General features: G+C 65.0%; 21 protein-coding genes. 18 read left to right on the top strand and 3 right to left on the bottom strand.

From position 1 onward, the window contains the following. Positions 1–5: 5 nt before the first annotated feature. Entirely contained in the window at positions 6–1,100 is a 1,095-nt protein-coding gene (locus K426_RS15035; RefSeq protein WP_066558689.1) for a glycosyltransferase family 4 protein, read from the bottom strand. A 277-nt stretch (positions 1,101–1,377) separates the two neighbouring features. Here K426_RS15035 and K426_RS15030 point away from each other — a divergent pair, with 277 nt between their 5' ends. From K426_RS15030 to epsC, 9 genes are all read left to right on the top strand, one after another. Further along, positions 1,378–1,917, top strand: a complete 540-nt coding sequence (locus K426_RS15030) for a 3'-5' exonuclease (protein ID WP_066558687.1) — start codon at positions 1,378–1,380, stop codon at positions 1,915–1,917. Between the two features lie 129 nt (positions 1,918–2,046). Then, entirely contained in the window at positions 2,047–2,499 is a 453-nt protein-coding gene (locus tag K426_RS15025; protein ID WP_066558684.1) for a hypothetical protein, read from the top strand. Further along, the gene (locus K426_RS15020; protein WP_066558682.1) at positions 2,496–3,206 is read left to right on the top strand and encodes a response regulator transcription factor; all 711 of its coding nucleotides are present in this window, start codon (positions 2,496–2,498) and stop codon (positions 3,204–3,206) included. Before K426_RS15025 ends, K426_RS15020 begins: the two co-directional genes overlap by 4 nt. Positions 3,207–3,413: 207 nt before the next feature. Beyond that, entirely contained in the window at positions 3,414–4,112 is a 699-nt protein-coding gene (locus K426_RS15015) for a carbonic anhydrase (RefSeq protein ID WP_066558679.1), read from the top strand. 4 nt (positions 4,113–4,116) lie between these two features. Next, on the top strand, positions 4,117–5,613 hold the full coding sequence (locus K426_RS15010; RefSeq protein WP_066558677.1) for a SulP family inorganic anion transporter: 1,497 nt from the start codon (positions 4,117–4,119) through the stop codon (positions 5,611–5,613). Between the two features lie 292 nt (positions 5,614–5,905). Then, complete coding sequence (locus K426_RS15005; protein ID WP_066558674.1) at positions 5,906–6,748, top strand: TorF family putative porin; 843 nt, start codon at positions 5,906–5,908, stop codon at positions 6,746–6,748. A 191-nt stretch (positions 6,749–6,939) separates the two neighbouring features. Beyond that, positions 6,940–7,650 (top strand): response regulator, encoded by a 711-nt coding sequence (locus K426_RS15000; RefSeq protein ID WP_066558671.1) that lies wholly within the window; start codon positions 6,940–6,942, stop codon positions 7,648–7,650. Continuing rightward, positions 7,647–8,966, top strand: a complete 1,320-nt coding sequence (locus tag K426_RS14995) for an ATP-binding protein (protein ID WP_066558669.1) — start codon at positions 7,647–7,649, stop codon at positions 8,964–8,966. The genes K426_RS15000 and K426_RS14995 overlap by 4 nt, the downstream gene beginning before the upstream one ends. 91 nt (positions 8,967–9,057) lie before the next feature. Beyond that, positions 9,058–10,062 carry a serine O-acetyltransferase EpsC gene (gene epsC / locus K426_RS14990; RefSeq protein WP_066558668.1) on the top strand — a complete coding sequence of 335 codons (1,005 nt, stop codon included), beginning with the start codon at positions 9,058–9,060 and terminating at the stop codon, positions 10,060–10,062. A 113-nt stretch (positions 10,063–10,175) separates the two neighbouring features. Here the strand turns inward: epsC and K426_RS14985 are convergent, their stop codons facing one another. After that, positions 10,176–11,840, bottom strand: a complete 1,665-nt coding sequence (locus K426_RS14985) for an alkaline phosphatase family protein (protein ID WP_066558665.1) — start codon at positions 11,838–11,840, stop codon at positions 10,176–10,178. A 77-nt stretch (positions 11,841–11,917) separates the two neighbouring features. On the opposite strand from K426_RS14985, the gene K426_RS14980 reads away from it, so the two are divergent. From K426_RS14980 to K426_RS14940, 9 genes are all read left to right on the top strand, one after another. Continuing rightward, complete coding sequence (locus K426_RS14980) at positions 11,918–13,939, top strand: protein-disulfide reductase DsbD family protein (protein ID WP_066558663.1); 2,022 nt, start codon at positions 11,918–11,920, stop codon at positions 13,937–13,939. Continuing rightward, positions 13,939–14,676, top strand: coding sequence for a TlyA family RNA methyltransferase (locus tag K426_RS14975; protein ID WP_066558661.1), 738 nt, complete (start codon positions 13,939–13,941; stop codon positions 14,674–14,676). The genes K426_RS14980 and K426_RS14975 overlap by 1 nt, the downstream gene beginning before the upstream one ends. 87 nt (positions 14,677–14,763) lie before the next feature. Continuing rightward, positions 14,764–15,822 carry an efflux RND transporter periplasmic adaptor subunit gene (locus K426_RS14970; protein ID WP_066558655.1) on the top strand — a complete coding sequence of 353 codons (1,059 nt, stop codon included), beginning with the start codon at positions 14,764–14,766 and terminating at the stop codon, positions 15,820–15,822. Positions 15,823–15,834: 12 nt separating this feature from the next. Then, entirely contained in the window at positions 15,835–18,939 is a 3,105-nt protein-coding gene (locus K426_RS14965; protein WP_066558653.1) for an efflux RND transporter permease subunit, read from the top strand. Between the two features lie 20 nt (positions 18,940–18,959). Beyond that, entirely contained in the window at positions 18,960–19,508 is a 549-nt protein-coding gene (locus tag K426_RS14960; RefSeq protein WP_066558651.1) for a TspO/MBR family protein, read from the top strand. 46 nt (positions 19,509–19,554) lie between these two features. Then, positions 19,555–19,845: an accessory factor UbiK family protein gene (locus K426_RS14955; protein WP_066558646.1), complete on the top strand. Its 291-nt coding sequence runs from the start codon at positions 19,555–19,557 to the stop codon at positions 19,843–19,845. A gap of 92 nt (positions 19,846–19,937) precedes the next feature. Continuing rightward, entirely contained in the window at positions 19,938–20,444 is a 507-nt protein-coding gene (locus K426_RS14950; RefSeq protein WP_066558644.1) for a YbjN domain-containing protein, read from the top strand. A 10-nt stretch (positions 20,445–20,454) separates the two neighbouring features. Beyond that, entirely contained in the window at positions 20,455–21,267 is an 813-nt protein-coding gene (locus tag K426_RS14945) for a pyrroline-5-carboxylate reductase family protein (protein ID WP_066558642.1), read from the top strand. Between the two features lie 68 nt (positions 21,268–21,335). Next, entirely contained in the window at positions 21,336–21,839 is a 504-nt protein-coding gene (locus K426_RS14940) for an asparaginase domain-containing protein (RefSeq protein WP_066558638.1), read from the top strand. 82 nt (positions 21,840–21,921) lie between these two features. Here the strand turns inward: K426_RS14940 and K426_RS14935 are convergent, their stop codons facing one another. Continuing rightward, positions 21,922–22,353 (bottom strand): DUF2147 domain-containing protein, encoded by a 432-nt coding sequence (locus tag K426_RS14935; protein ID WP_066558636.1) that lies wholly within the window; start codon positions 22,351–22,353, stop codon positions 21,922–21,924. Positions 22,354–22,443: the final 90 nt, after the last annotated feature.

Below are 22,443 nucleotides of genomic sequence, written 5' to 3'. Positions count from 1 at the left end.
ATCGCTCATCCCACGATCTGAAGTTCCGCGCCTTCTCCGCGCAATCGGCGCAGCATGGCGGCCTCTGTCCGCGCGCCGGGCAGGTCATGATAAAGCTGGACGTAATCGGCGGCCATCCGCTCTGCCGTGAAGCGTGCGTCAAAGGCGGCGCGCACCCGCGCGCGGTCCAGCGCGTGCAGATTTTGGACGGCGGCCACGGCTTCATCCTCGCTCTCGACGATGAAACCCGACACGCCATGGTCGATCACCTCGGGCACGGAGCCGCAGCGGAAGGCGACGACCGGCGTGGCGCAGGCCATGGCCTCGATCATCACCAGCCCGAAGGGTTCGGGCCAGTCGATGGGAAAGAGCAGGGCGCTCGCCCGGCCCAGAAACTCGGCCTTCTGCGCTTCATTGATCTCACCGATATAGTGGATATTGGGGTAGCGCTCGACCAGCGGCGCGATTTCCTGTTCCCAATAAAGCCGGTCCACCGCATCGATCTTTGCCGCGATGCGCAACGGCAACCCTGCCCGTGCGGCGATGTGGATCGCTCGGTCGGGCCGCTTTTCGGGGGAAATGCGGCCCAGAAAAGCCAGATAGCCGTCGCTTGCCCCCGTTCGGGCCGGCAGCAGGTCCGCCGGCAGGCCGTGATGGATGGTCCTTGCCCAGTTGACCGGCGGCATGGGCAGACGCTGATGGTCGGAGATCGACACCATGCTATGATCGGGAAAGGCGCGGTAGAAAGCGGGCAGGTCGGGCAGGTCCAGCCGCCCATGCAGTGTCGTCACGCAGCGACCGATGAAATCCTGCACCAGCGGCATGTGGATGAGGTCGATGTGGAAATGCAGCGCATCGAATTCGTCCGCCCGGCGGCGCACCGCGTCCAGCAACATCATATGATAGGGAATGGGATCGCGTACCTCGGGGTTCAGCCGCAGCGCCATCTCCGTCACCGGGACCAGTTCCGCCCTCGTTACCGAATCGCCGCTGGCGAACAGCGTCACCTCATGGCCCTGGCGCACCAGTTCTTCGGTCAGATAGGATACGATACGTTCGGTGCCGCCATACAGGCGCGGCGGCACGCTTTCGGCAAGTGGGGCAATCTGGGCGATTTTCATGGCCGGGCATTCCTTTTGAAGAGCGCGCCGTCACCGATCCCCCGACCATGCAGCGTGCGCCCTTCCTAAAAGCCTGAGAGCGCCGCAAGTTGCAAAGTGATTGTGGCCGCATGTCCGAATTTTCCGGGCGCTGACCCTGTTCGGCTGGTCGCCGGAAAGCGCCCGTCCGCATCATTTTTCGCGCGGCTGACTTCGGACTGACATAGTCCCCTTATAGGAAGGGAGCATCGAAAAGCTGGCTGGCCGGTCTGAAGAAGGGCGGACACGGCCTTGAAATATGGAGAGTAAATTGACGATCATCACGATCGATTTCGAGGCGTCGTGCCTTCCCCGGCACGGCCTGTCCTATCCCATCGAAGTTGGCATCGCCTGTGATGGAAAGGCGCAAAGCTGGTTGATCCGGCCGCATGATGACTGGGCCGGATGGCATTGGTCGGCCGAGGCGGAGGCGCTGCATGGCCTGAGCCTCGACCAAGTGAATCGCGAAGGCCTGCCAGTCGAAACCGTGCTGGCCGAATTGGCCGCCGCCTGTCAGGGGCGGCGCATGGTGGCCGACAGCATGATCGACCAATATTGGCTCGATACGCTGGCCGATGCGGCGGGGCAGGCGACGCCCTTCTTCATCGATCATGTCTCGCTGTTGCTGGACGAACATCGGGCCGATGAACAGCGGATCGGCGCTGCCGTGGCCTTTGCCGATGGACGCCACGCCGATCGGCACCGGGCGGCGAGCGATGCGCTGTGGCTGTCGGCGCTGCTGGATCATATCGCCGGTCAACCTGCCATGGAGCGGCGCGCGCTGGTGCGGATGAATTAGCCTCTGTCTGATGGACTAATCCTGCCCATATTTCGCACCAGCAACAATTTGTAACGCCCGGCAAATTACGGAGACATTCAGGAGGCCTAAATCCCGATCGACCATTTCCGGTTGTTGAGGAGAACTCCCATGTTTCTCATTCTCGCGTCCAGCGCGGCTGCCCTTGCCGTTGCGACCCAGATCCACAGCGCTGAAATCAGCCATGCGTCCAACGCCTATACGGCGAGCTACAAGACGGAATCGACCGTTCGCTTGCGCCAGGTCGAATCCCGTTTCGCCAACCGCCCGTCGGTGCCGGTGTGTCGCTGGCAGGCTGAGCTGGTGGTGAACCGCGACGTCGCGGTGCAGGGCCGCACGCTCGCTGCCGTCGCCAAGCCGATCCACCGTTTCGCCCCGTTGTCGGGCAGCCACGCCGGCAACTGCACTGCCGCCCGTGGCCAGATCGAGGCGGAAGTCGCCCGCCATAACGGCGCCCGTTCGGTTGAAGCCGTCACCGTGGCCCGGCAGGACCGCGCCGTTCTGGTCAATGAACTGGACGGCATTCACGCGCTGTCCGTGAAAGGCGCCGTGACAGGCGGATGAGCCCACCGCTGATATTGATCGCGGAGGCTCAGCGGGAGGCGCGCCATGAGGTGCGCCAGTCGCTGGAGGAGAGCGGTTTTCGCGCCCTCTCCGCCGCCTCCGCGAGCGACATTTGGAATGCGATGGACAGCATGGCCGTGGGTGCGGTCGTGCTGGACGCCGCGCTGCGCGGGCCGGACGGCATGGATTTGTGCCGTGACGTCCGCGAACGCAGCGACGTGCCGATCATCCTGGTCGGCGCCAACAGCAGCGAAGTCGACCGGGTCGTCGGGCTGGAGCTGGGCGCCGACGATTATATGGCGAAACCCTATTCGACCCGCGAACTGGCCGCCCGGCTGCGCGCTGTGCTGCGCCGAGGCCGCAATGAGCGCGCCCTGGGCCAGCGGCGCCCGACCGAGGCGCGCTTCGATGGCTGGGTGGTCGATTCCTCCCGGCGCGAGGTTCTCGACCCCGACGGCGCGCAGGTCGACCTCACCGCCGCCGAATTTTCGCTTCTGCTTGTGTTGCTCGATCATCCGCAGGTGGTGATCGCCCGTTCCCGCCTGATGGAACTGGCCGGAGTGCGCGACACGCCATCCTCCGACCGCAGCGTCGATGTGCTGGTCAGCCGCTTGCGGCGCAAGCTCAGTCATGGCGGGCGGACGGCGCCGATCGTTACGGTGCGGGGCGGCGGATATATGTTCAGCGCCGTGGTCGACCGGCGCTGAGTCGCTTTGGAATGGCCGAATATTTCCCATTCATTGCATTGATTTATCCGGAGAAATCTGACGAGCTGCCGCACCGATCGCGCTTTCGATCGCTCAGACATATTATTTAACAAAGCCGCTGCGCCGCAGCAAAAACGCTTCCCTATCTTTCATCGTCAAGGCCGGTCTTCCCCCTGACCGGCCATCAGACAAGAAGGATGCAATGACATGAACGATCTGATCGGTCGCGTCTTCAGCTTCGAAAGCCATGTCTTTCCGAACCAGAGCGCGCTCTACAACCGCCTCGCCAGCGACGGGCAGAACCCCAAGGCGCTGATGATCTCCTGCGCGGATTCGCGTATCGTGCCCGAACATATCATGCAGGCCGATCCCGGCGACCTGTTCGTCTGCCGCAACGCCGGCAACATCGTGCCGCCCCATGCCACCCAGAATGGCGGCGTCACCTCGACCGTCGAATATGCCATCATGGTGCTGGGCGTGCGCGACATCATCGTGTGCGGCCATAGCGATTGCGGCGCGATGAAGGCGCTGTCCACCGACGCCGATCTGACGGCCATGCCCAATGTCGCCGCCTGGCTGCGCCACAGCCATGCCGCGCAGAAGGTCTGCCGCGAAAGCTATCCCGCCGATCTGAGCGACGCGGAGAAGCTGTGCAACATGGCGCTGGAAAATGTCGTGGTCCAGCTCGCCCATCTGCGCACCCATCCCTCGGTCGCGTCGGGCATCGCTCGCGGCGAGATCGCGCTGCACGGCTGGTATGTCGACATTCATGCGGGTCAGGTTCTGGGTCTGGACGGCGAGACCGGCCGCTTCCTGCCCCTGCGCGAAGGCCAGCCGCTGCCCGTCGCGCTGCCGCATGCCCGGCGTCTGGCGGCCGATGTCGCTTATGCCGAGGCTGCGGAGTAAGTCCATGCTCAAGGCATTTTCCGGCGGCACTTTCAGCCGCGACTTCACGGCCTCCATCGTCGTCTTTCTGGTGGCGATGCCGCTCTGCATGGGCATCGCCATCGCCTCCGGCGTGCCGCCGGAAAAGGGTCTGATCACCGGCATGATCGGCGGCCTGATCGTCGGCCTGTTCGCGGGATCGCCCCTGCAGGTGAGCGGCCCGGCGGCGGGTCTGGCTGTCATCGTCTTCGAAATCGTGCAGAAACAGGGGCTGTCCGCCCTTGGCCCGATCCTGATCCTCGCCGGCGCCATTCAGGTGGTTGCGGGGCTGCTGCGCGTCGGCGGCTGGTTCCGCGCCATCTCGCCCGCCGTGGTGCACGGCATGCTGGCGGGCATCGGCGTGCTGATCGTCGTCGGCCAGTTCCATGTGCTGTTCGACGACAAGCCGCTGTCCAGCGGCCTTGCCAATCTGGTCGCTATGCCGGGTCAGCTTTTCGGCCTCTCCAACCAGGACGCGGCCACCGCCTTCGCGGTCGGCCTGGTCACCATCGGCGGCATGCTGGGTTGGGAAAAGCTGCGCCCCGCCTCGATGAAGCTGCTGCCGGGCGCGCTGGTCGGCGTGGTGCTGGCGACATTGGTCGCCTTTTTCCTGGGCCTGCCGGTTGCGCGCGTGGTCGTGCCTGAATCGATCGTCGCTGCGATCTCGCTGCCGGAACAGGGGCTGCTCCAGCAGCTCATGAACCCGGCCGTCATCACCACGGCCATCGCCATCGCCTTCATCGCCAGCGCCGAAACGCTGCTGTCGGCGGCGGCGGTCGACCGGATGCATGACGGCGTCCGCACCAATTACAACCGCGAACTGAGCGCGCAGGGGGTCGGCAATCTGCTCTGCGGCGTGGCGGGCGCGCTGCCGATGACCGGCGTGATCGTCCGCAGTTCCGCCAACGTCCAGGCCGGGGCCAAGACGCGGCTGTCGACCATTTTGCATGGCGTCTGGATTTTGGGCTTCGTTGCCCTGCTGCCCTGGCTGCTGCGGGAAATTCCGATGGCGGCGCTGGCGGGCATCCTCGTCGTCACCGGCATCCGTCTGGTCAGCGTCGACCATGTGAAGCATCTCCTCCACCGCTACGGCCCGCTCCCGGCCGTGGTGTGGGCGGCGACGCTGATCTGTGTCGTGGCGACCGATCTGCTGACCGGCGTATTGGTTGGCATCGGCCTGTCGCTGATCGAGCTTCTGCCCCATGCTCGCCGCCTGCGCCTGGGCATGGACGAAGAAGCGCGCGACGACGCGCATGAAGTGGCGTTGCATGGCACCGCCACCTTCCTCAGCCTGCCGAAGCTGTCGGCCATGCTGGAATCCGTACCCGCCGGCCGCCTTGTCATCCTGAATGTCGAGCGCCTTGGCCATATCGACCATACGTGCGCGGAAATGGTCCGCGAATGGGTCGATCGCCGCCGGGGTACGGGGGCTGAGGTCGAACTGTTCGGCGCCACCGGCCGCATGCGTCACCTCGTCGCCTGACACCCATCCCCCTCGTCAGGCGATGAACGAACCGCCGCATCATCTCCCAGTGATGCGGCGGTTTTATGTTGTCGAACAGAAATGAAATAGAAACATTCGGAATGGTCCAAGAAAATAATCGTGTTGCCTATAGCACAGTGCGGCCCTTCCCTTTCGCATCTGCGAAAAAGCTGTTTCCCCAACCCTTCATATCTCCGTAATCTGCTTTCGATCCGCCGGTATCGAAGACGAACAAACAACAGATCTTCGGACGGAGCGGACGCAGGACGGAACATTCTTGCCTAAAAGGGGAATGTTCATGAAGTATCAGATTGCCTGTGCCGCGCTTGCGCTGCTTTTCAGCGCTCCGGCTTTCGCTCAGGAAGAGCCCGCAGGCCCTGTCACCGTTTCCGGCAGCGTCGCGCTGGTGTCCGACTACCGCTTCCGCGGCGTGTCGCAGTCCGACAAGGCCATGGCCGTTCAGGGCGGCGTCACCGCCACGCATGAAAGCGGCGTCTATGTCGGCACCTGGGGATCGAGCCTGGCCGGCTGGGGCCAGTTCGGCGGCGCCAATATGGAACTCGACCTGTTCGCCGGGTATGCGATTCCGCTGGGCGGCGCGACGCTGGACGTTGGCCTCACCTGGTACATGTATCCCTCGGGCGCGGACATCACCGACTTCGCCGAACCCTATGTGAAGCTGTCGAGCCAATTGGGTCCGGTCAAGGGTCTGATCGGCGTCGCCTATGCGCCTAAGCAGGAGGCGCTGGGCAAATGGTGCAGCGATGCCGCCTGCACCGTCTTCGATCCGGGCGACAAGGAAGACAATCTCTATGTCTGGGGCGACATCAGCGGCGCCGTGCCGAATACGCCGGTCACGCTGAAGGCGCATCTGGGCTGGTCGAACGGCAACTCCGGTCTTGGTCCCAACGGCACCTCGGTCGCGCCGACCGGCAAATATCTCGACTGGCTGGTGGGCGCGGACGTCGCCATTCCCGGCACGCCGCTGACGCTGGGCATCGCCTATGTCGACACGGACATCGCGCGGGTCGAGGAAAATTATCTCCGCCCGAACTTCATGGTTCAGGACGCCGATAATTTCGGCAAGTCGATCGCGCGCAGCCAGCTGGTCTTCTCCCTTTCGGCCGCCTTCTGACGCGATGCATGCCGGGCCTCCATGCGAGGCCCGGCATGACAAAAATTGCTGCGGCAGAACAGATGATTGTCTCGAGCGTGACAAATTGTTGCTAGGGTTCCTTCGCCCTGTTGCTGCGGCAACGTCCGGTTGACCCTCCGCCCGGTGGCACCTATCTCGCTCCCCATGTGCAAATTTCACTGCCTTCCGGCATGACCGCCCCGACCATCATCCTGGTAGAGGACGACCCGCCGCTGCGTACCCTGACCGCGCGGGCGTTGCAGGAACATGGCTATCAGGTCCGTCCGGCTTCTTCCGGCCCTGAAATGTGGGTGGCTTTCGATGCGGGCCCGGTCGATCTGGTCGTGCTGGACGTCATGTTGCCGGGGACCAACGGCATCGACCTATGCCGCCAGATCCGGCGCAAGAGCGACGTCCCCATCATCTTCATCAGCGCCAAGGGCAGCGAGACCGACCGCATCGTCGGGCTGGAACTGGGCGCGGACGATTATCTGCCCAAGCCCTTCGGCACCCGCGAGCTGATCGCCCGTATCCGCGCCATATTGCGCCGCGTCGGCGTGGAGCGCGGCCCGGACGAGCATCGCGAAAATGAAGCGCGCTTCGACGGCTGGACCGTCAACTTCCCCCGCCGCGAACTGCGCTCGCCCACTGGCGCGGTCGTCGACCTGACCGGCGCGGAGTTCGACCTGCTGGGCAGCTTCCTCAGCCACCCGCAGCGCGTCATCGCCCGCGAGCGGCTGATCGAACTGTCCCGCACCCGCATGGGCGACAGCAGCGACCGCAGCATCGATGTGCTGGTCAGCCGCCTGCGCCGCAAGCTGACGACGGATGATCGGTCGGCGCCGATCACCACCGTCCGGGGCGTCGGCTATATGTTCAATGCGGAGGTCAGCCGCGCTTGAGACGGCATGTCAGCCTGGTCGGGCAGATTTTCGCGATCCTGCTGCTGACCCTCATGCTGGAATTTGCCGTCGGCACGCTGGTCTATGAGCGGGCCAACCATCTTTCGTTGCAGGATGACGAGGCCCGGCGCCTGGCCGAGCATCTGGTCATCGCCCGCAAGCTGCTGATCGAGCAACCGCCGGACGAGCGTCACGCGCTGGCGCTGCAACTGACCACCGACCGTTACGACGTGCACTGGACCCCATCCTCACCGCCGCCGCCGCCGCTGGCGCCGGGGCTGGAGCGGATGCGGCGCCAGATCATCACCTGGGAACCGTCGCTGGAGCAATCGGGTCTCTGGCTGAGGCTCGCTTCGCCGGGGCGCGTGTCTGAGATCAATGGCGGCCTCAGGCTGGCGGACGGAAGCTGGCTCTATTTCGGTATGCGGCATAGCGGCGGCAAATGGACCTTCACCATCGGGCGCATGGGATTGGCGCTGATCCCGGTGCTGGCGCTGCTGATCGTTGGCGGCATCCTGATCCGCCGCACGCTGGCGCCGCTGCGCGACCTGACCAGGGCGACGGAGCGCATCGGCCTCAGCGACGAAGTCGTGGTGGAGGAGGGCGGCTCCAACGATGTCCGCAACCTCATCCGCGCCTTCAACGCGATGCAGACGCGCATCCATCGCCTGATCACCGAGCGGACCGAGACGCTCGCCGCCGTCGGGCACGACATGCGCACGCCGCTTGCCCGGTTGCGGCTGCGGCTGGAAAGCCTTCCCGACAATGAAGCGCGGGAGGCGATCGAGGGCGACCTCACGGAAATGGGCGAGATGATCGACTCGCTGCTCGCATTCCTGGGGGGCGAGAAAAATGGCGAGCCGCCGGTGCGTACCGATCTGGCGGTGCTGGTGGCGACGGTGGTCGACGCTTTTCAGGATCAGGGCAGGGATGTGGACTATGCCGGGCCCGTCCATCTGGAAATGGTGGTGCGCTCGCTCACCCTGCGCCGGGCGATCGTCAACCTCATCGAAAACGCCCTGCATTATGGCAGTCGCGCACGCGTCACGCTGGCGCGTCAAGACCGGGAAGTCCTGATCCGCGTCGATGATGACGGTCCCGGCATCCCCCGCGACAAGCTGGATGAGGTGTTGAAGCCCTTCGCCCGGCTGGACGAGGCGCGGCAGCGCAACACGCGGGGGCTTGGCCTGGGTCTCGCTATCGTTGCGCGGGCGGTGGAGCTGGAGGGGGGCGATCTGACCCTCGCCAATCGGCCGGAGGGCGGATTGAGGGTGGAAATCTGTCTGCATCTTCCGGCCGATGTCCAGAAACGCTGACAAAGAGAATCTGCCCACCCCCAAGCAAAACTCATTTACCGCGGAGCGAGATGCCGCGCTATGCCGGGCACCTGTATCAAAAGAGGCGCATATGACGGCAGAAGGCGAAAAGGAAATCGCCCAGGGTTATTGGGATATAGACCGGCTGGCGGCCGAATTGGGCGCGGTGCGGCGGCGCTGGCGGCAGGCGCAGGATCATCATGCCGAATATGGCGCGGAGGGATTTCCCTCCCGCGCCACGCTGACCAAGATCATGGCGGCGCTGTGCGGCGCGCTGTTTCCGCTGCGTCTCGGCCCCAGCTTCGTGCGCCTGCATAATGAGGACGCCTATGTCGCCCAGACGTTGCAGACGGTGCTGAGCCGCCTTTACGGGCAAATCCGGCTCGAACTCATCTACGCGATGAAGGACGATCCGATCGAAACCGTGGACCGGGAAGCGATGCGCATCATCGGCGCCTTCGCGGAAAGTCTGGCGGCCCTGCGCGAACTGCTCGACAGCGATGTGGAGGCGGCCTTTCTGGGCGATCCGGCAGCGCGCAGCGTGGACGAGGTGCTGATCTGCTACCCATCGATGATGGCGATCACCCATCATCGCCTGGCGCATCGGCTCTATCAATTGGGTGCGCCGCTGGTGGCGCGGATCATCTCCGAAATCGCGCATGGCAGCACAGGGATCGACATTCATCCGGGCGCGACGATCGGCCGCAGCTTCTTCATCGACCATGGCACCGGCGTGGTGATCGGGGAGACGGCGATCGTGGGGGACCGGGTGCGCATCTATCAGGGCGTGACGCTCGGCGCGCGCAGCTTTCCGGCGGATGAGAAGGGCGCGCTGGAAAAGGCTCTGCCGCGCCATCCGATCATCGAGGATGATGTGGTGATCTATGCCGGCGCGACGATATTGGGCCGCATCATCATTGGCAGCCGGTCAGTGATTGGCGGCAATGTCTGGCTGACCGACAGCGTGCCCGCCGACAGCAATGTCCGCCAGGCCAAGGCGCATTATGAAGTGACCAGCCGGGTGGAAGTCTCCGCCCCCCATCGCGTTCACGCGCTGGTGGAGGAAGGACGCGAAGGGATAGCGGAGAATATTTAGGCAGCGCTAAGCGCCTCGTGCTCCTGCGCAGGCAGGAGCCCAGTTCCACAGTTGATCCGATGAGGCCAGGTTTGAACTGGGCTCCTGCCTGCGCAGGAGCACGGTGCTTGATATTAATTGGCGCAGCTATCCCCATCCCCCGCGATCAGGTCCAGGCAGCGACCGTCGATCTCATCCTTCTGCACAGGCAATTTGATCAGCGCGGCCAGCGTCGGCATGATGTCGACCGTCTCGATACCCAGCGGCTGTTCGAAATGAGTCAGCCTCTTGCGCCAGAACAGGATCGGCACGCGGCGGTCGGTATCCCAGGGCGAGCCATGGGTCGCGACCGATCCCATCACCGCCTGTTCGGGGATCGACATGACTCGCGGCTTCAGTAGCAGAAGCAGATCGCCCGAACGCCGCGGGTCGAAGCTGGCCCGCGCCTCCTGGATCAGCAACCAGCTTTCCGGCGGGCCGGAAGGTGAAGGCGTGGCGGCGATCTCCGCCTTGGTGAACACGGTTTGCACCTGGGGATGGGCGCGCAGCAGGGCGAGCGTTGCGGCCTCCACCTTGGTCCGCTGCGCCGCCGTCAGGCTACGGTCGAAATAAAGATCGCCCGCCGGGCCGTCGCCCCAGATCAAGGTCTTGCCCAAGATGCCGGTCTTTTCCGCGATGGCCGCCGACAGAGCCTTGGGCGTCAGCGCCTTGTCGACGCGCTGCTCCATCGGCATGGCGTTCAGCCGATGCCGTTCGGGCAGGTCATGGCCGCCATGATCGGCGGTCAGCACCACCACATAGTCCAGCCCATCCTTGTCCAGCCGGTCGAAAAAGGCTCCCAGTTCGCGGTCGAGCCGGTCGACCTGGATGCAGCTTTCCGTGCCTTCTGTGCCGTAGGTGTGGCCGATATAATCGGTGGCTGACAGGCCGATGGAGATGATGTCGGTCTGCGCCTGCTTGCCCAGCGCCATATTCTCGATCGCCGCCGCCGCGAAGGCCAGGGTCATCGCGTCCTGCTCGGGCGAGATGCGGAAACCCTTGTAATCGCCCGCTTCCCGCGCGAAACGGCCAGTGCCGACGGTGCGGTCCCCAGCCTTCACCGGGAAATCCTTGGCCATGCATTGCGGCGGCAGCTCGAAGCCGGGATTGGGCTCTGCCAGCCGCTGGGCCATGACGTCGTTGACCTTGGCCACCAGTGGCGGCGTCGCCACGCCCTTGTAGCTGACATAGCCTTTCGGTCCGCCAAGCCACCAGACCTGATCGGCGGTCGGCCCGCCCATCATGATGGCGGCGCGGTCCTTGCCCGCGACCGATACGACGCGGGTGGCCGGATTGGCGATCTTCATCCGTCCGCCCAGCGTCGGCACCTTCAGATGCACCGGAGAGGCCTGATAATTGTCGCTGCTTGTTCCCGGCTGCGTCTCATCTTCCGCGCAATAGACCGACTTGTCGGCGCGGGCGGCGCCAAGGTCGAACCAGCTATTGGCGATGATGCCGGTGCGCGAAGGGCGGCTGCCGGTCAGGATGGTGCTGTGGCCGGGGCAGGTTTCGGTCGCGGCGTGGCTCTGATAACCGCGAGGGAAGACGATGCCCTGTTCGGTCAGCCGCTTGAGGCCGCCGCTGTAATATTGCCGGTATTCGCTGAACAGATCAGCGGAAAACTGGTCGACGGAGATGGCGACGATCAGCTTGGGCGGAGTGACGGGAGCGGTTGCCGGGGCGGGAGGCGCCGCCGGGGTCTGGGCCAGGGCCGGCAGCGAACTGGCCAGAAGCAGGGCGGCCACGATATTTTTCAACATTATGGGATACCTTCTGATGCCTTGACGGCGGATGCATCGGGACCTAGCCCCCTTGCGTCTACCGGAACAGAGGCCCGATGCGGTTTTTTCATGTCCTTCTGATGACAGTCTTTTTGCTGCTCGCGCCGACTGCGGCGCGGGCGCAGGGCGCCTTTGGTCAGGGCACGCCCCATATCGCGGCGGAACTGACCACCGAAAGCGCGACGCCGCAGCCGGGGAAAGGCACGGCCATCGCCTTTTCCATGACGCCCGAGCCGGGCTGGCACGGCTATTGGGAAAATCCGGGCGATGCGGGCCTGGGCATGACGGTCAAATGGACGTTGCCCAAGGGCGTGACCGTCGGCGCGCTGCGTTATCCGGTGCCGGAGACGCTGCTGATCTCGGGCCTGATGAACCATGTCTATGAAGGCTCCTATGGCGTGCTGGCGAACCTGACTATCGCGCAGGACGTGCTCGTGGGCACAAAGCTGCCGATCCGGGTCCGCGCCGACTGGCTAGCCTGCACGGACAAGGTCTGCGTGCCCGAAGGCGCCGAACTGACGCTGGACCTGACCGCAGGCGACGGCGCGATCCTGCCCGGCAACAGGGCGCAGTTCGACGGCTGGCGCAGTCACCTTCCACGCCCCCTGGGCAGCGAGGCGAGCTATGCGGTTGTCGATGGCCGCCTGCGCCTGTCCGTGCCCTTCCCGGCGGCGGCGAGCGCCCGCGACGTCCATCTGTTCGCGCTTGCCGATGGCCTGACCCGCTATGCCGCCCCGCAAAAGGTCACGCGCCAGGGCGACCGGCTGCTGATCGAAACCGAAGCCGGGCAGGGCTTGAAATCCGGTCCGGTCCAGGCCGTCCTGCGCACCGGCGATCATGTGGGCTTCCTGTTGACGGCCCAGCCCGGCGCCGTTCCCGCCGTCCGGTCCGCCACGCTCCACACCGTCCTGATCGCGCTGGGTGGAGCGCTGCTGGGCGGTCTGCTGCTCAACATCATGCCCTGCGTCTTTCCGATTCTCGGACTCAAGGCGATGAAGCTTGCCCGCGCGGGCGGCGATGAGCGCATCGTTCGGCACGAAGCATTGGCCTATAGTCTCGGCATCATCCTTACCTGCCTCGCTCTGGGTGGCCTGCTCCTTGGCCTGCGCGCCGCAGGTACGGCGGTGGGCTGGGCCTTCCAGTTGCAGGATCCGCGCATCATCCTGCTGCTGCTGCTGCTGGTGACGGCGATCACGCTCAACCTTGCCGGACTGTTCGAACTCAGCGCTTTTGGCGGCGGCGACAGGCTGGCGGGGAAGGGTGGGGCTTCCGGCGCCTTCTGGACCGGCGCGCTGGTCGCCTTCGTCGCGACGCCCTGCGCTGGGCCGTTCATGGGCGCGGCCATGGGGGCGGCCCTCATCCTGCCGTTGGCCGCGGCGCTGGCGATCTTCGCGGGCCTTGGCCTTGGACTGGCGCTGCCCTTTCTGGCGCTGGCCTATGTCCCCGCGCTCCGCACCCGCCTGCCCAAGCCCGGTCCGTGGATGGGGCGCCTTCAGAAGATATTGGCGATCCCAATGGCGCTGACCGCGCTTGGCCTGCTGTGGCTGCTCGGCCAGCAAAGGGGCGTTCCGGCCATCCTTCTCGGTCTTGGCGCGGCGCTGATGCTTGCGGTCTTCCTCTGGTGGCTGGGGCGCAGGCAGCGGCACGGCCTGCGCGGCGGGCTGGCGGTGGTCTGCGCCGCGTTCATCCTGTTCGCCGGAGCCGCAGCGATGCTCCCCACCCACGCGCCTGCCGCTGCGGCATCGGCAAGGGGCGTGCCCTTCGACGAAGCCCGTCTCGCCAGCTTGCGCGCCGCCAGGAAGCCGGTCTTCCTCTATTTCACCGCCGACTGGTGCCTTACCTGCAAGGCCAATGAAGCCGCCGCCATCGACCGCAGCGAAACCCGCGCCGCTTTCGGGAAGGCAGGCGTCACCGTGATGGTGGGCGACTGGACCAATGCGGACCCCGCCATCACCCGGTTTCTGGAAGGGCAGGGGCGTTCCGGCGTCCCGCTCTATCTGTGGTACGCCCCCGGCAGGGAGGCGCAGACATTGCCCCAACTCCTGACCCCCGCCACCCTGACGGCTTTGGTGCCCTGATGGCCAAGATCCGCGCCGATCAGTTGCTTGTCGACAACGGCCTGGCCGAAAGCCGCGCCCGCGCACAGGCGCTCATCCTCGCCGGCCTCGTCTTCTTGGGCGATAGAAAGATCGAAAAGGCGGGCCAGCAGGTCGCCGCCGACGCCGAGCTGGAGGTGAAGGGCCGCGATCATCCCTGGGTATCGCGCGGCGGCATCAAGCTCGCCCATGCGCTGGAGCATTTTCATATCGACGTGACCGGCGCCGTCGCCATCGATGTGGGCAGCTCGACCGGCGGCTTCACCGATGTCCTGCTCACCCATGGCGCGGCGCGGGTCTATGCGGTCGACAGCGGCACCAACCAGCTTGCATGGAAGCTGCGCTCCGACCCCCGCGTCATCGTCCATGAACAGACCAGCGCCCGCATCCTGACCGCCGATCATATCCCGGAGCCGGTGGATATCATCGTCTGCGACGCCAGCTTCATCTCGCTCGCCAAAGTGCTGGACCGCCCGTTGAGCTTCGCCCGCCCCGGCGCGCGCCTCGTCGCCCTGATCAAGCCGCAGTTCGAAGCGGGGCGGGAGGAAGTCGGCAAGGGCGGCGTGGTGCGCGACCCTGCCATCCATGAACGGGTGTGCAACGAAGTCCGGGACTGGGCGCTTTCCAAAGGATGGCGGGTCGAAGGCATCACCGCCAGCCCGATCACCGGACCGCAGGGCAATGTCGAATTTCTTCTCTCCGCAATATTTGGTGGATAATCCCGCCCTATTCGTTTCGTCGCTATAGTTACCATTCGCGACAAATGCCCATTTGAGTCGCTTGCAAAGGCCGATTAGCCCGATCCCATGCGCACCATCCTGCCTATCTTCCTGATCGCGCTGACCCTTTCCGCCTGTGGCGGTCAAAAGGAAAAGAAGGCGCGTCCGCCAGCGTTGGTCGAAGCCGCGCCGATCGCGTCCGAAAGCTTCACCGACAATCTGGACGCCGTCGGCACCGCCTTCGCCAACGAACAGGTGGTGCTGTCCGCCCCGGTGACGGAGCGTATAACCTCTATCCATTTCAGCGACGGGGGCTTTGTCAGCAAGGGGCAGGTGATCGCCACTCTGGCCGTGGGGCAGGAACAGGCCGAACTCGCCGCCGCCCAGGCCCAGGCGCTTGCAGCCCAGCAGCAACTGGACCGCATCCAGGCGTTGAAAGCGCGTGGCTTCGCGACCGCCGCCAGCCTCGACCAACAGGTCGCGCTGGCCAATGCCGCCCGCGCCAGCGCGCAACAGGCCCGCGCTTCCATCAGTGACCGGGTGATCCGCTCGCCTTTCCCCGGCTGGGTCAGCCTGCGCACCGTATCGCCCGGCGCCATCGTCACCGCCGGCACGCCGATTGCGACGGTCAGCGATATTTCGCGGATCAAGCTGGACTTCACCATTCCCGAAACCCGCCTGTCGATGATCCGGGAAGGGCAGGCGATCAAGGCGGTCTCCGCCGCCTGGCCCGACCGGCCCTTCACCGGCACGATCGCGACCATCGACCCGGTGATCGATCCCGCCACCCGCGCTGTCAGGATACGCGCCATCCTGCCCAATCCCGACCGCGCCCTGAAACCCGGCATGCTGCTGACCGTCAACGTGATCGCAAAGCAGCGCCAGTCGCTGGCCGTCCCCGAACTGGCGGTGGTGGGCGACGGCGAGGATCGCTTCGTCTTCGTGGTGGAGGAAGGCAAGGCCAAGCGGACCAAGGTCGATACCGGCATCCGCCAAAACGGCCTGGTGGAGATATTGGGCGGGGTGAAGCCGGGCCAGACCGTCGTCACCGATGGTGTCGTCAAGCTGACCGATGGCGTGCCGGTGCGCCTGCCGGGCGACAAGCCGGAAGCGAAAAGCGCGAGCGCCGACCGGGCGGCCGGTTAGGGAGGCAGGGCCATGCAGCTTTCGGACCTGTCCGTCCGTCGTCCGGTCTTCGCGGCGGTCATCGCGGTGCTGCTCTGTATCGTCGGGGTGGTCGGCTATCTCAGCCTTTCCATCCGCGAATATCCCGATACCGACCCGCCGATCGTTTCGGTCGAGACCAGCTATACCGGCGCGGCGGCTTCGGTGGTGGAAACCCGCATCACCCAGATTATCGAGGATGGCGTCGCGGGCGTCCAGGGCATTCAGAACATCACCTCGACCTCGCGGGACGGCGTTTCATCGGTCAGCATCGAATTCGATCCGTCGCGGGACATCGATTCCGCCGCCAATGACGTGCGCGATCGCGTCGGCGGCGTCGTGGAGGATTTGCCCGAGGATGCGCTGGCCCCGGAAATCCGGAAGGTCGATGCCGATGCGCGGGCGATATTGTTCATCGTCTTCACCAGGGATGGCTGGACCCCCACGCAGATTGCCGACTATCTCGACCGCAACGTGCTGGACCGCTTTTCGGCCATTGACGGCGTCGCCCGCGTTACCGGCGGCGGCGACGAGCGGCCCTCCACCCGCATCTGGCTGAATGCCGAGAAGCTCGCCGCCTTCGGCATCACGCCCGGTGACGTCGAAGCCGCCCTGCGCGCCCAGAATGTGGAGCTGCCGGCCGGACGCTTCGAATCGAAGGACCAGAACCAGACGCTGCGTGTCGAGCGCGCCTTTTCCACCCCAGAACAATTTGCCGGGCTGGTCGTCGGGCGCGGCGCGGACGGCTATCAGGTGAAGCTGGGCGATGTGGCGCGGATCGAGCAGGGCGCGGAAAATCCCTACACCTCCTTCCGCTCCAATGCCGCGACCGGCGTCGGCGTGGGCATCATCCGCCAGTCGGGCGCCAACACGCTGGACGTCGCGGAAAAGGCGAAGGCGCTGATCGCTGAACTGCGTCCCACGCTTCCGGCGGGCATGAAGGTCACCATCGGATCGGACGAATCGCTGTTCATCAGCCGCGCCATCGACAATGTCTATGACACGCTGGGCGAAGCGGCCTTACTGGTGGTCCTCGTCATCTTTCTCTTCCTCGGCTCGTTGCGGGCGACGATCATCCCGTCGATCACGGTGCCGATCTGCCTGCTGGCGACCTGCGCGGTCATGTGGTTGCTGGGCCTGTCGATCAACCTGCTGACCCTGCTCGCCTTCGTGCTGGCGATCGGGCTGGTGGTGGACGACGCCATCGTCGTGCTCGAAAATGTCTATCACCGCATCGAACAGGGGGAAGACCCGCTGGTCGCCTCCTATCTTGGCACGCGGCAGGTGGGTTTTGCGATCATTTCGACGACGCTGGTGGTCTGCGCGGTGTTCGTGCCGGTGATGTTCCTGGCCGGGCAGACCGGCCTTTTGTTCCGTGAACTGGCCATTGCGATGATCGCCGCCATCGCCTTTTCGGGCTTCATCTCCTTGAGCCTCGCGCCGATGCTCTGTTCGAAGCTGCTGCGGCATTCCGAAAGATCCCGCCTGTCGCATTGGGTGGATGCCCGGTTCCAGCGGTTGGAGGCGGCCTATGCGCGCCTGCTCGACCGCGTGCTTCAACGGCCTGTTCTGGCCATCGTCCCTGTGCTGCTGTTCCTCGCCGCCGCGGGCGCCCTGTTCACCATGCTGCCGACCGAACTCGCCCCGGCGGAGGATACCGGCGTCGTCGATGGACAGGTGACGGCGCCCGAAGGCACCGGCTTCGACCGCATGAAGACCTATATGCAAAAGATTGAAGCCGATCTTCAGCCGCTGCGCGACCAGGGGACGCTTCAGGTGCTGAACATCCGCGCGCCCGCCGGTTTCAGCAGCAGCGACGATTTCAACGGCGGCAACATCATCGCCTTCCTGCGTCCGTGGGAGAATCGCACGATCACCACGGCGCAGGTGGCCGACACGATCAACAAGGTGATCGCCAACCAGCCGGGCGTGCGCGGTAATGTCGCGCCGCGTTCGGGGCTTGGCCGGGGGCGTGGCCTGCCGGTCAATCTGGTGCTGGCCGGATCGACCTATGAGGGGCTGGTCGCCGCGCGCGACCGCATCATGGCCGCCGCCGCGACCAATCCGGGCTTCATCAACCTCGATTCCGATTACAAGGAAACCAAGCCCCAGATGCGGATCGAGGTGGATCAGCAGCGGGCGGGCGATCTGGGCGTGTCGGCCAACGACATCAGCCAGGCGTTGCAGACCCTGCTCGGCTCCCGCCGCGTCACCACCTATGTCGACCGGGGCGAGGAATATCGCGTGCTGGTGCAGGCCGAGCGGGAGGGGCGTCAGACCCAGGCGGACCTGGAACGCATCAATGTGCGCAGCCGCACAGGCGCCCTGGTGCCCTTGTCCGCCGTCGTCACCGTCCGCGAAGTCGCCGGCCCGCGCCAGCTCAACCGCTATAACAAGCTGCGCGCTATCACCCTGACCGCCGCGCTGGCGCCCGGCTATTCGCTGGGCGAGGCGCTGAACTTCCTGGAAGACCAGGCCCGCCAATCGCCGGAGATCCTTGCCATCGGCTATCGCGGGGAGAGCCAGTCGCTGCGCGAAACCGGCGGGTCGATCTGGCTGGTCTTCGGGCTCACCATATTGATCGTCTATCTGCTGCTGGCCGCGCAGTTCGAAAGCTTCATCCATCCCGGCATCATCATCGCCACCGTCCCGCTGGCGGTCGCGGGCGGCGTGCTGGGCCTTGCGCTGACGGGTGGGTCGGTCAATCTCTACAGCCAGATCGGCATCGTCATGCTGGTGGGGCTGGCGGCGAAGAACGGCATTCTGATCGTCGAATTCGCCAACCAGCTACGCGACGAGGGGCTGGAGATCGGCGCGGCCATCCGTCAGGCCGCCGCCCGCCGCCTGCGTCCGATCCTGATGACGTCCATCGCCACGGTCATCGGCGCGGTTCCGCTGGTCATTCGCGGCGGGGCGGGGGCTGCGGCGCGCCATTCGATCGGCGTGGTGGTGGTGTCCGGCGTCAGCCTGGCGACGCTGATCACGCTGTTCCTGATCCCCATCCTCTATTCGCGGGTTGCAGGACGAACCGTTTCACCGCAAACCGTCAGTCGGCGGCTTGACTCGGCCTTGAAGGATTCGCCCGAAGCCGCTGAGTAAAAGGTGGAGCTTCGTTGCCGATGAACGAGATTGCGTCTCCGGGTCAATTACGTCTTGCCTATGCGCGCTGGGCATTGATTACTGTGCCCGCCATTGTTTTCCTTGGCTTTCTTTCCGGCAAGCTCGCCAATAGTGGTTATGGCAATCGCTGGTTCGCGGCGCTGGCCAAGCCGGATCTGATCCCGCCCGGCTGGGCCTTCGGCGTGGCCTGGACGGTTCTCTACATATTGATGGCCCTGGCCTTCGCCATCGTCCTGCATGCGCGTGGCGCAAGGGGGAGGGGGACGGCCATCGTCGCCTTCGTCGCGCAATTCATCCTCAACCTCCTCTGGTCTCCTCTTTTCTTCCGCGCGCATCAGGTGGATCAGGCTCTGGTCCTGATCGTCGCGCTGGCCGTGCTGGTCGCTGTCACGACCGTGCTTTTTTGGCGCGTCCGCCGCGTCGCGGGCCTTTTGTTGCTGCCCTATCTGTGCTGGCTGGCCTTCGCCTCCTACCTCAACTATGAGATCGGCCGCCTCAATCCGGATGCGGAAAGCCTTGGCAAACCCGCATTCCAGACCCAGATATGATTTTTGGCGCCGGACAGAATGGCGCCGCACGGAAGGACGAAGCATCATGCAGAGCGAAAACCGCTTTTTCGACGACCTTGCCAAGCTGGTGAACGGCGCGGCCGGAACGGTTGCGGGCATGAGCCGGGAATTTGAGACCAACGCCCGCGAAAAGGCCAAACAATGGATCGGCGGCATGGATTTCGTCAGCCGCGACGAATTCGACGCGGTCAAGGCGCTGGCCGCCGCCGCCCGCGAGGAGGTGGAGTTGCTGAAGGCCCGCCTCGACGCGCTGGAGGGCAAGGCGCCCGAACCGGTCAAGAAGACGGTACGCGCCAAGCCCAAGGATGGGGAATAACTGCCGGTTTCCACGGCAGAAGCGAAGTTGTCCACGCATTTTCCACCTCGCCCCGGTTTCCTCCGGCGGTAAAAATGCTTTAAGGCGCGCAAATGATGGACAGCGACGAATATGAAAATGGCGGCCAGGAGGCTGCGCCGATCGACATGCTGGCCGCCTATTTCGAGGCGCATGGCTGGAGCTACGATCAGGTCGGTGAGGATGAAATCGTCGCCAGCACGCAGGGGTCGTGGGCGCAATATGAGTTGCGCGGCATCTGGCGCGACGAGGATCAGGTGCTGCAATTGCTCGCCCTGCCCGACATCCGGGTGAACGAGGACAAGCGCTCCGCCATCTATGAAACGCTGGGTCTGATCAACGAACAGCTCTGGCTTGGCCATTTCGAACTCTGGTCGTCGAGCGGCATCGTCCTCTTCCGTCACGGTGCGCTGCTAGGCGCAGGCGGCGTGCTGACGCTCGACCAGGCGCAGATACTCGTCGAAACCGCCATCGACGAATGCGAGCGCTTCTACCCGGTGTTCCAGTTCGTGCTGTGGGGCGGCAAGACCCCGGCCGAAGCCATTTCCGCCAGCCTCATCGAAACCCGCGGTGAAGCCTGAGACATTCCCCATGACCGATATTTGGCCCGACCATCTTTTCCTTGTCGGCTGCGGCAATATGGCGGGACAGATGCTGCGGCGGTGGCTCGCCTGCGGCCTCGATCCGGCAAAAGTCACCGTGCTGCGCCCGAGCGGCAAGGCGGTGGCGGACGGGGTGGCCGTGGTCACGGACTATCCGGCATCGCTGCCCGCCGGCACCACGATATTGCTTGGCATGAAGCCCTATCAGCTTGGCGATGTCGCGGCCTTTCTCGCGCCGCTTTGCGGTGCCGATGTGCGGATCATCTCGATTCTGGCGGGAACGCCGCTGGCCGATCTGCGCTCCGCCTTTCCGGCGGCGGGCGAGATCGTCCGCGCCATGCCCAATCTTCCGGTGGGCATAGGGGAGGGTGTGACCGCGCTCCATGCGGATGCTGGCATCGCGGCGCCGTCGCGAGCGGCGGTGGAGGCGTTCATCGCCCCGCTCGGCCTTGCCGAATGGATCGCGGATGAGGGCCAGTTCAACGAAGTCACCGCGCTGTCCGGATGCGGCCCCGCCTTTCTGTTCCGCTTTATCGACGCTTTTGCGCGTGCCGGTGAAGCGCTTGGCCTGCCCGCCGATCAGGCCGCCCGCATGGCGCTCGCCACGGTGCGCGGTTCGGCCAGCATGGCGGCCATGGCCAGCGAAAGCCCCGCCGTGCTGGCCGACCGCGTAGCCAGCCCCGGCGGCATGACGCGGCAGGGGCTGAACGTGCTCGACGCCGATGATCGGTTGCTGAAGCTGCTTACCGATACGTTGGTCGCCGCCCGCGACCGGGGCGAGGAAATGGCCAGGGGTCAATAAGGCCGCGGCGGTTCACGTCACTACGGAAATGCTTTAAGGGGGCGGCCTTCCCCCTCTGGAGTCCTGCAATGCTGTCGCCCGAAACGCCCATTCTTGTCCTCACCACCGGCGGGACGATCGACAAGATTTATTTCGATGCGCTGTCCGATTATCAGGTCGGGGAGACGGTGATGGCGAAGCTGCTCGACATCGCTCGGGTCAAGCGGCCCTTCCGCATCGAGGAAGTGGTGCGCAAGGATAGTCTGGAACTGGACGATGCCGACCGGGCGCTGATCCGCGATCGCGTCGCCGCCGCGCCGGAAAGCCATGTCATCATCACCCACGGCACCGATACGATGACGGAAACGGCGAAATTTCTCTCCGCCATCCCCGGCAAGACGGTGGTTCTGGTCGGTGCGCTTGCCCCGGCGCGCTTCGGGGAGAGTGACGCCAGCTTCAATCTCGGTATGGCCTTCGCCACGGTCCAGGTCGCGGCGCCCGGCGTCTACATCACCATGAGCGGGTCCGTCTTTAACGCCGGCAAGGTCGTGAAGGATCGCGTCAAGGGCGCCTTCGTTCCGACCAGGGATTGAGTGCGTTTGCCTCCGTCATTCCCGATTTTCCGGGAATGACGATCATGGCAAGGGCGGGAATCCAGCCAAACCGAACACCAACTCAACGCATCGGCGTCCAGGTCTGGGTTTTGCAGAAGAACATGATGCAGCCCTGCACCTTCAGCGTGCCGTCGCCATTGCGGCTGACCTTGCTGTTATAGGTCTTGCCGCTTTCCGGATCGTAGATCGAACCCTTCCAGAGATCGCCCGCATCTTTAAACCCGGTGAGCAGCGCTAGGCCCGCCAGTGGCTTGCTGCGCAGGGCGGGATCGGGGTTCTTGATGTCGGTCTGCGGACGCCCGGGGGTGGGCTTCACGATTTTCTCGATCCTGCCGCACAGCGTCTTTCCGCAAGGGGCGATCTGGACGATGGCCTTGCCGTCCACTGTGGCCCAGCGGCCGGTGATGGGCTGCGCCGCCTTGGCGGGCAGAGCCGTGACCAGGGGCAGGATGAGCAGCGCGGCGCGGGCGGCGATGCGGGTGATGGCGACCATGGACCTCTCCGGATTTGCGTCTTTGCGGAAGGGGATAAGACAGGATCGGACGCTTCGCCAAGGCCGAAAATCAACGGCTTTCCGTGGATT

The sequence above is a fragment of the Sphingobium sp. TKS genome (assembly GCF_001563265.1).
In the GTDB taxonomy this organism is placed as follows: Bacteria; Pseudomonadota; Alphaproteobacteria; order Sphingomonadales; family Sphingomonadaceae; genus Sphingobium.
Note: the sequence above shows the minus strand (reverse complement) of the source record. Positions and strands in the feature narration are given on the sequence as shown.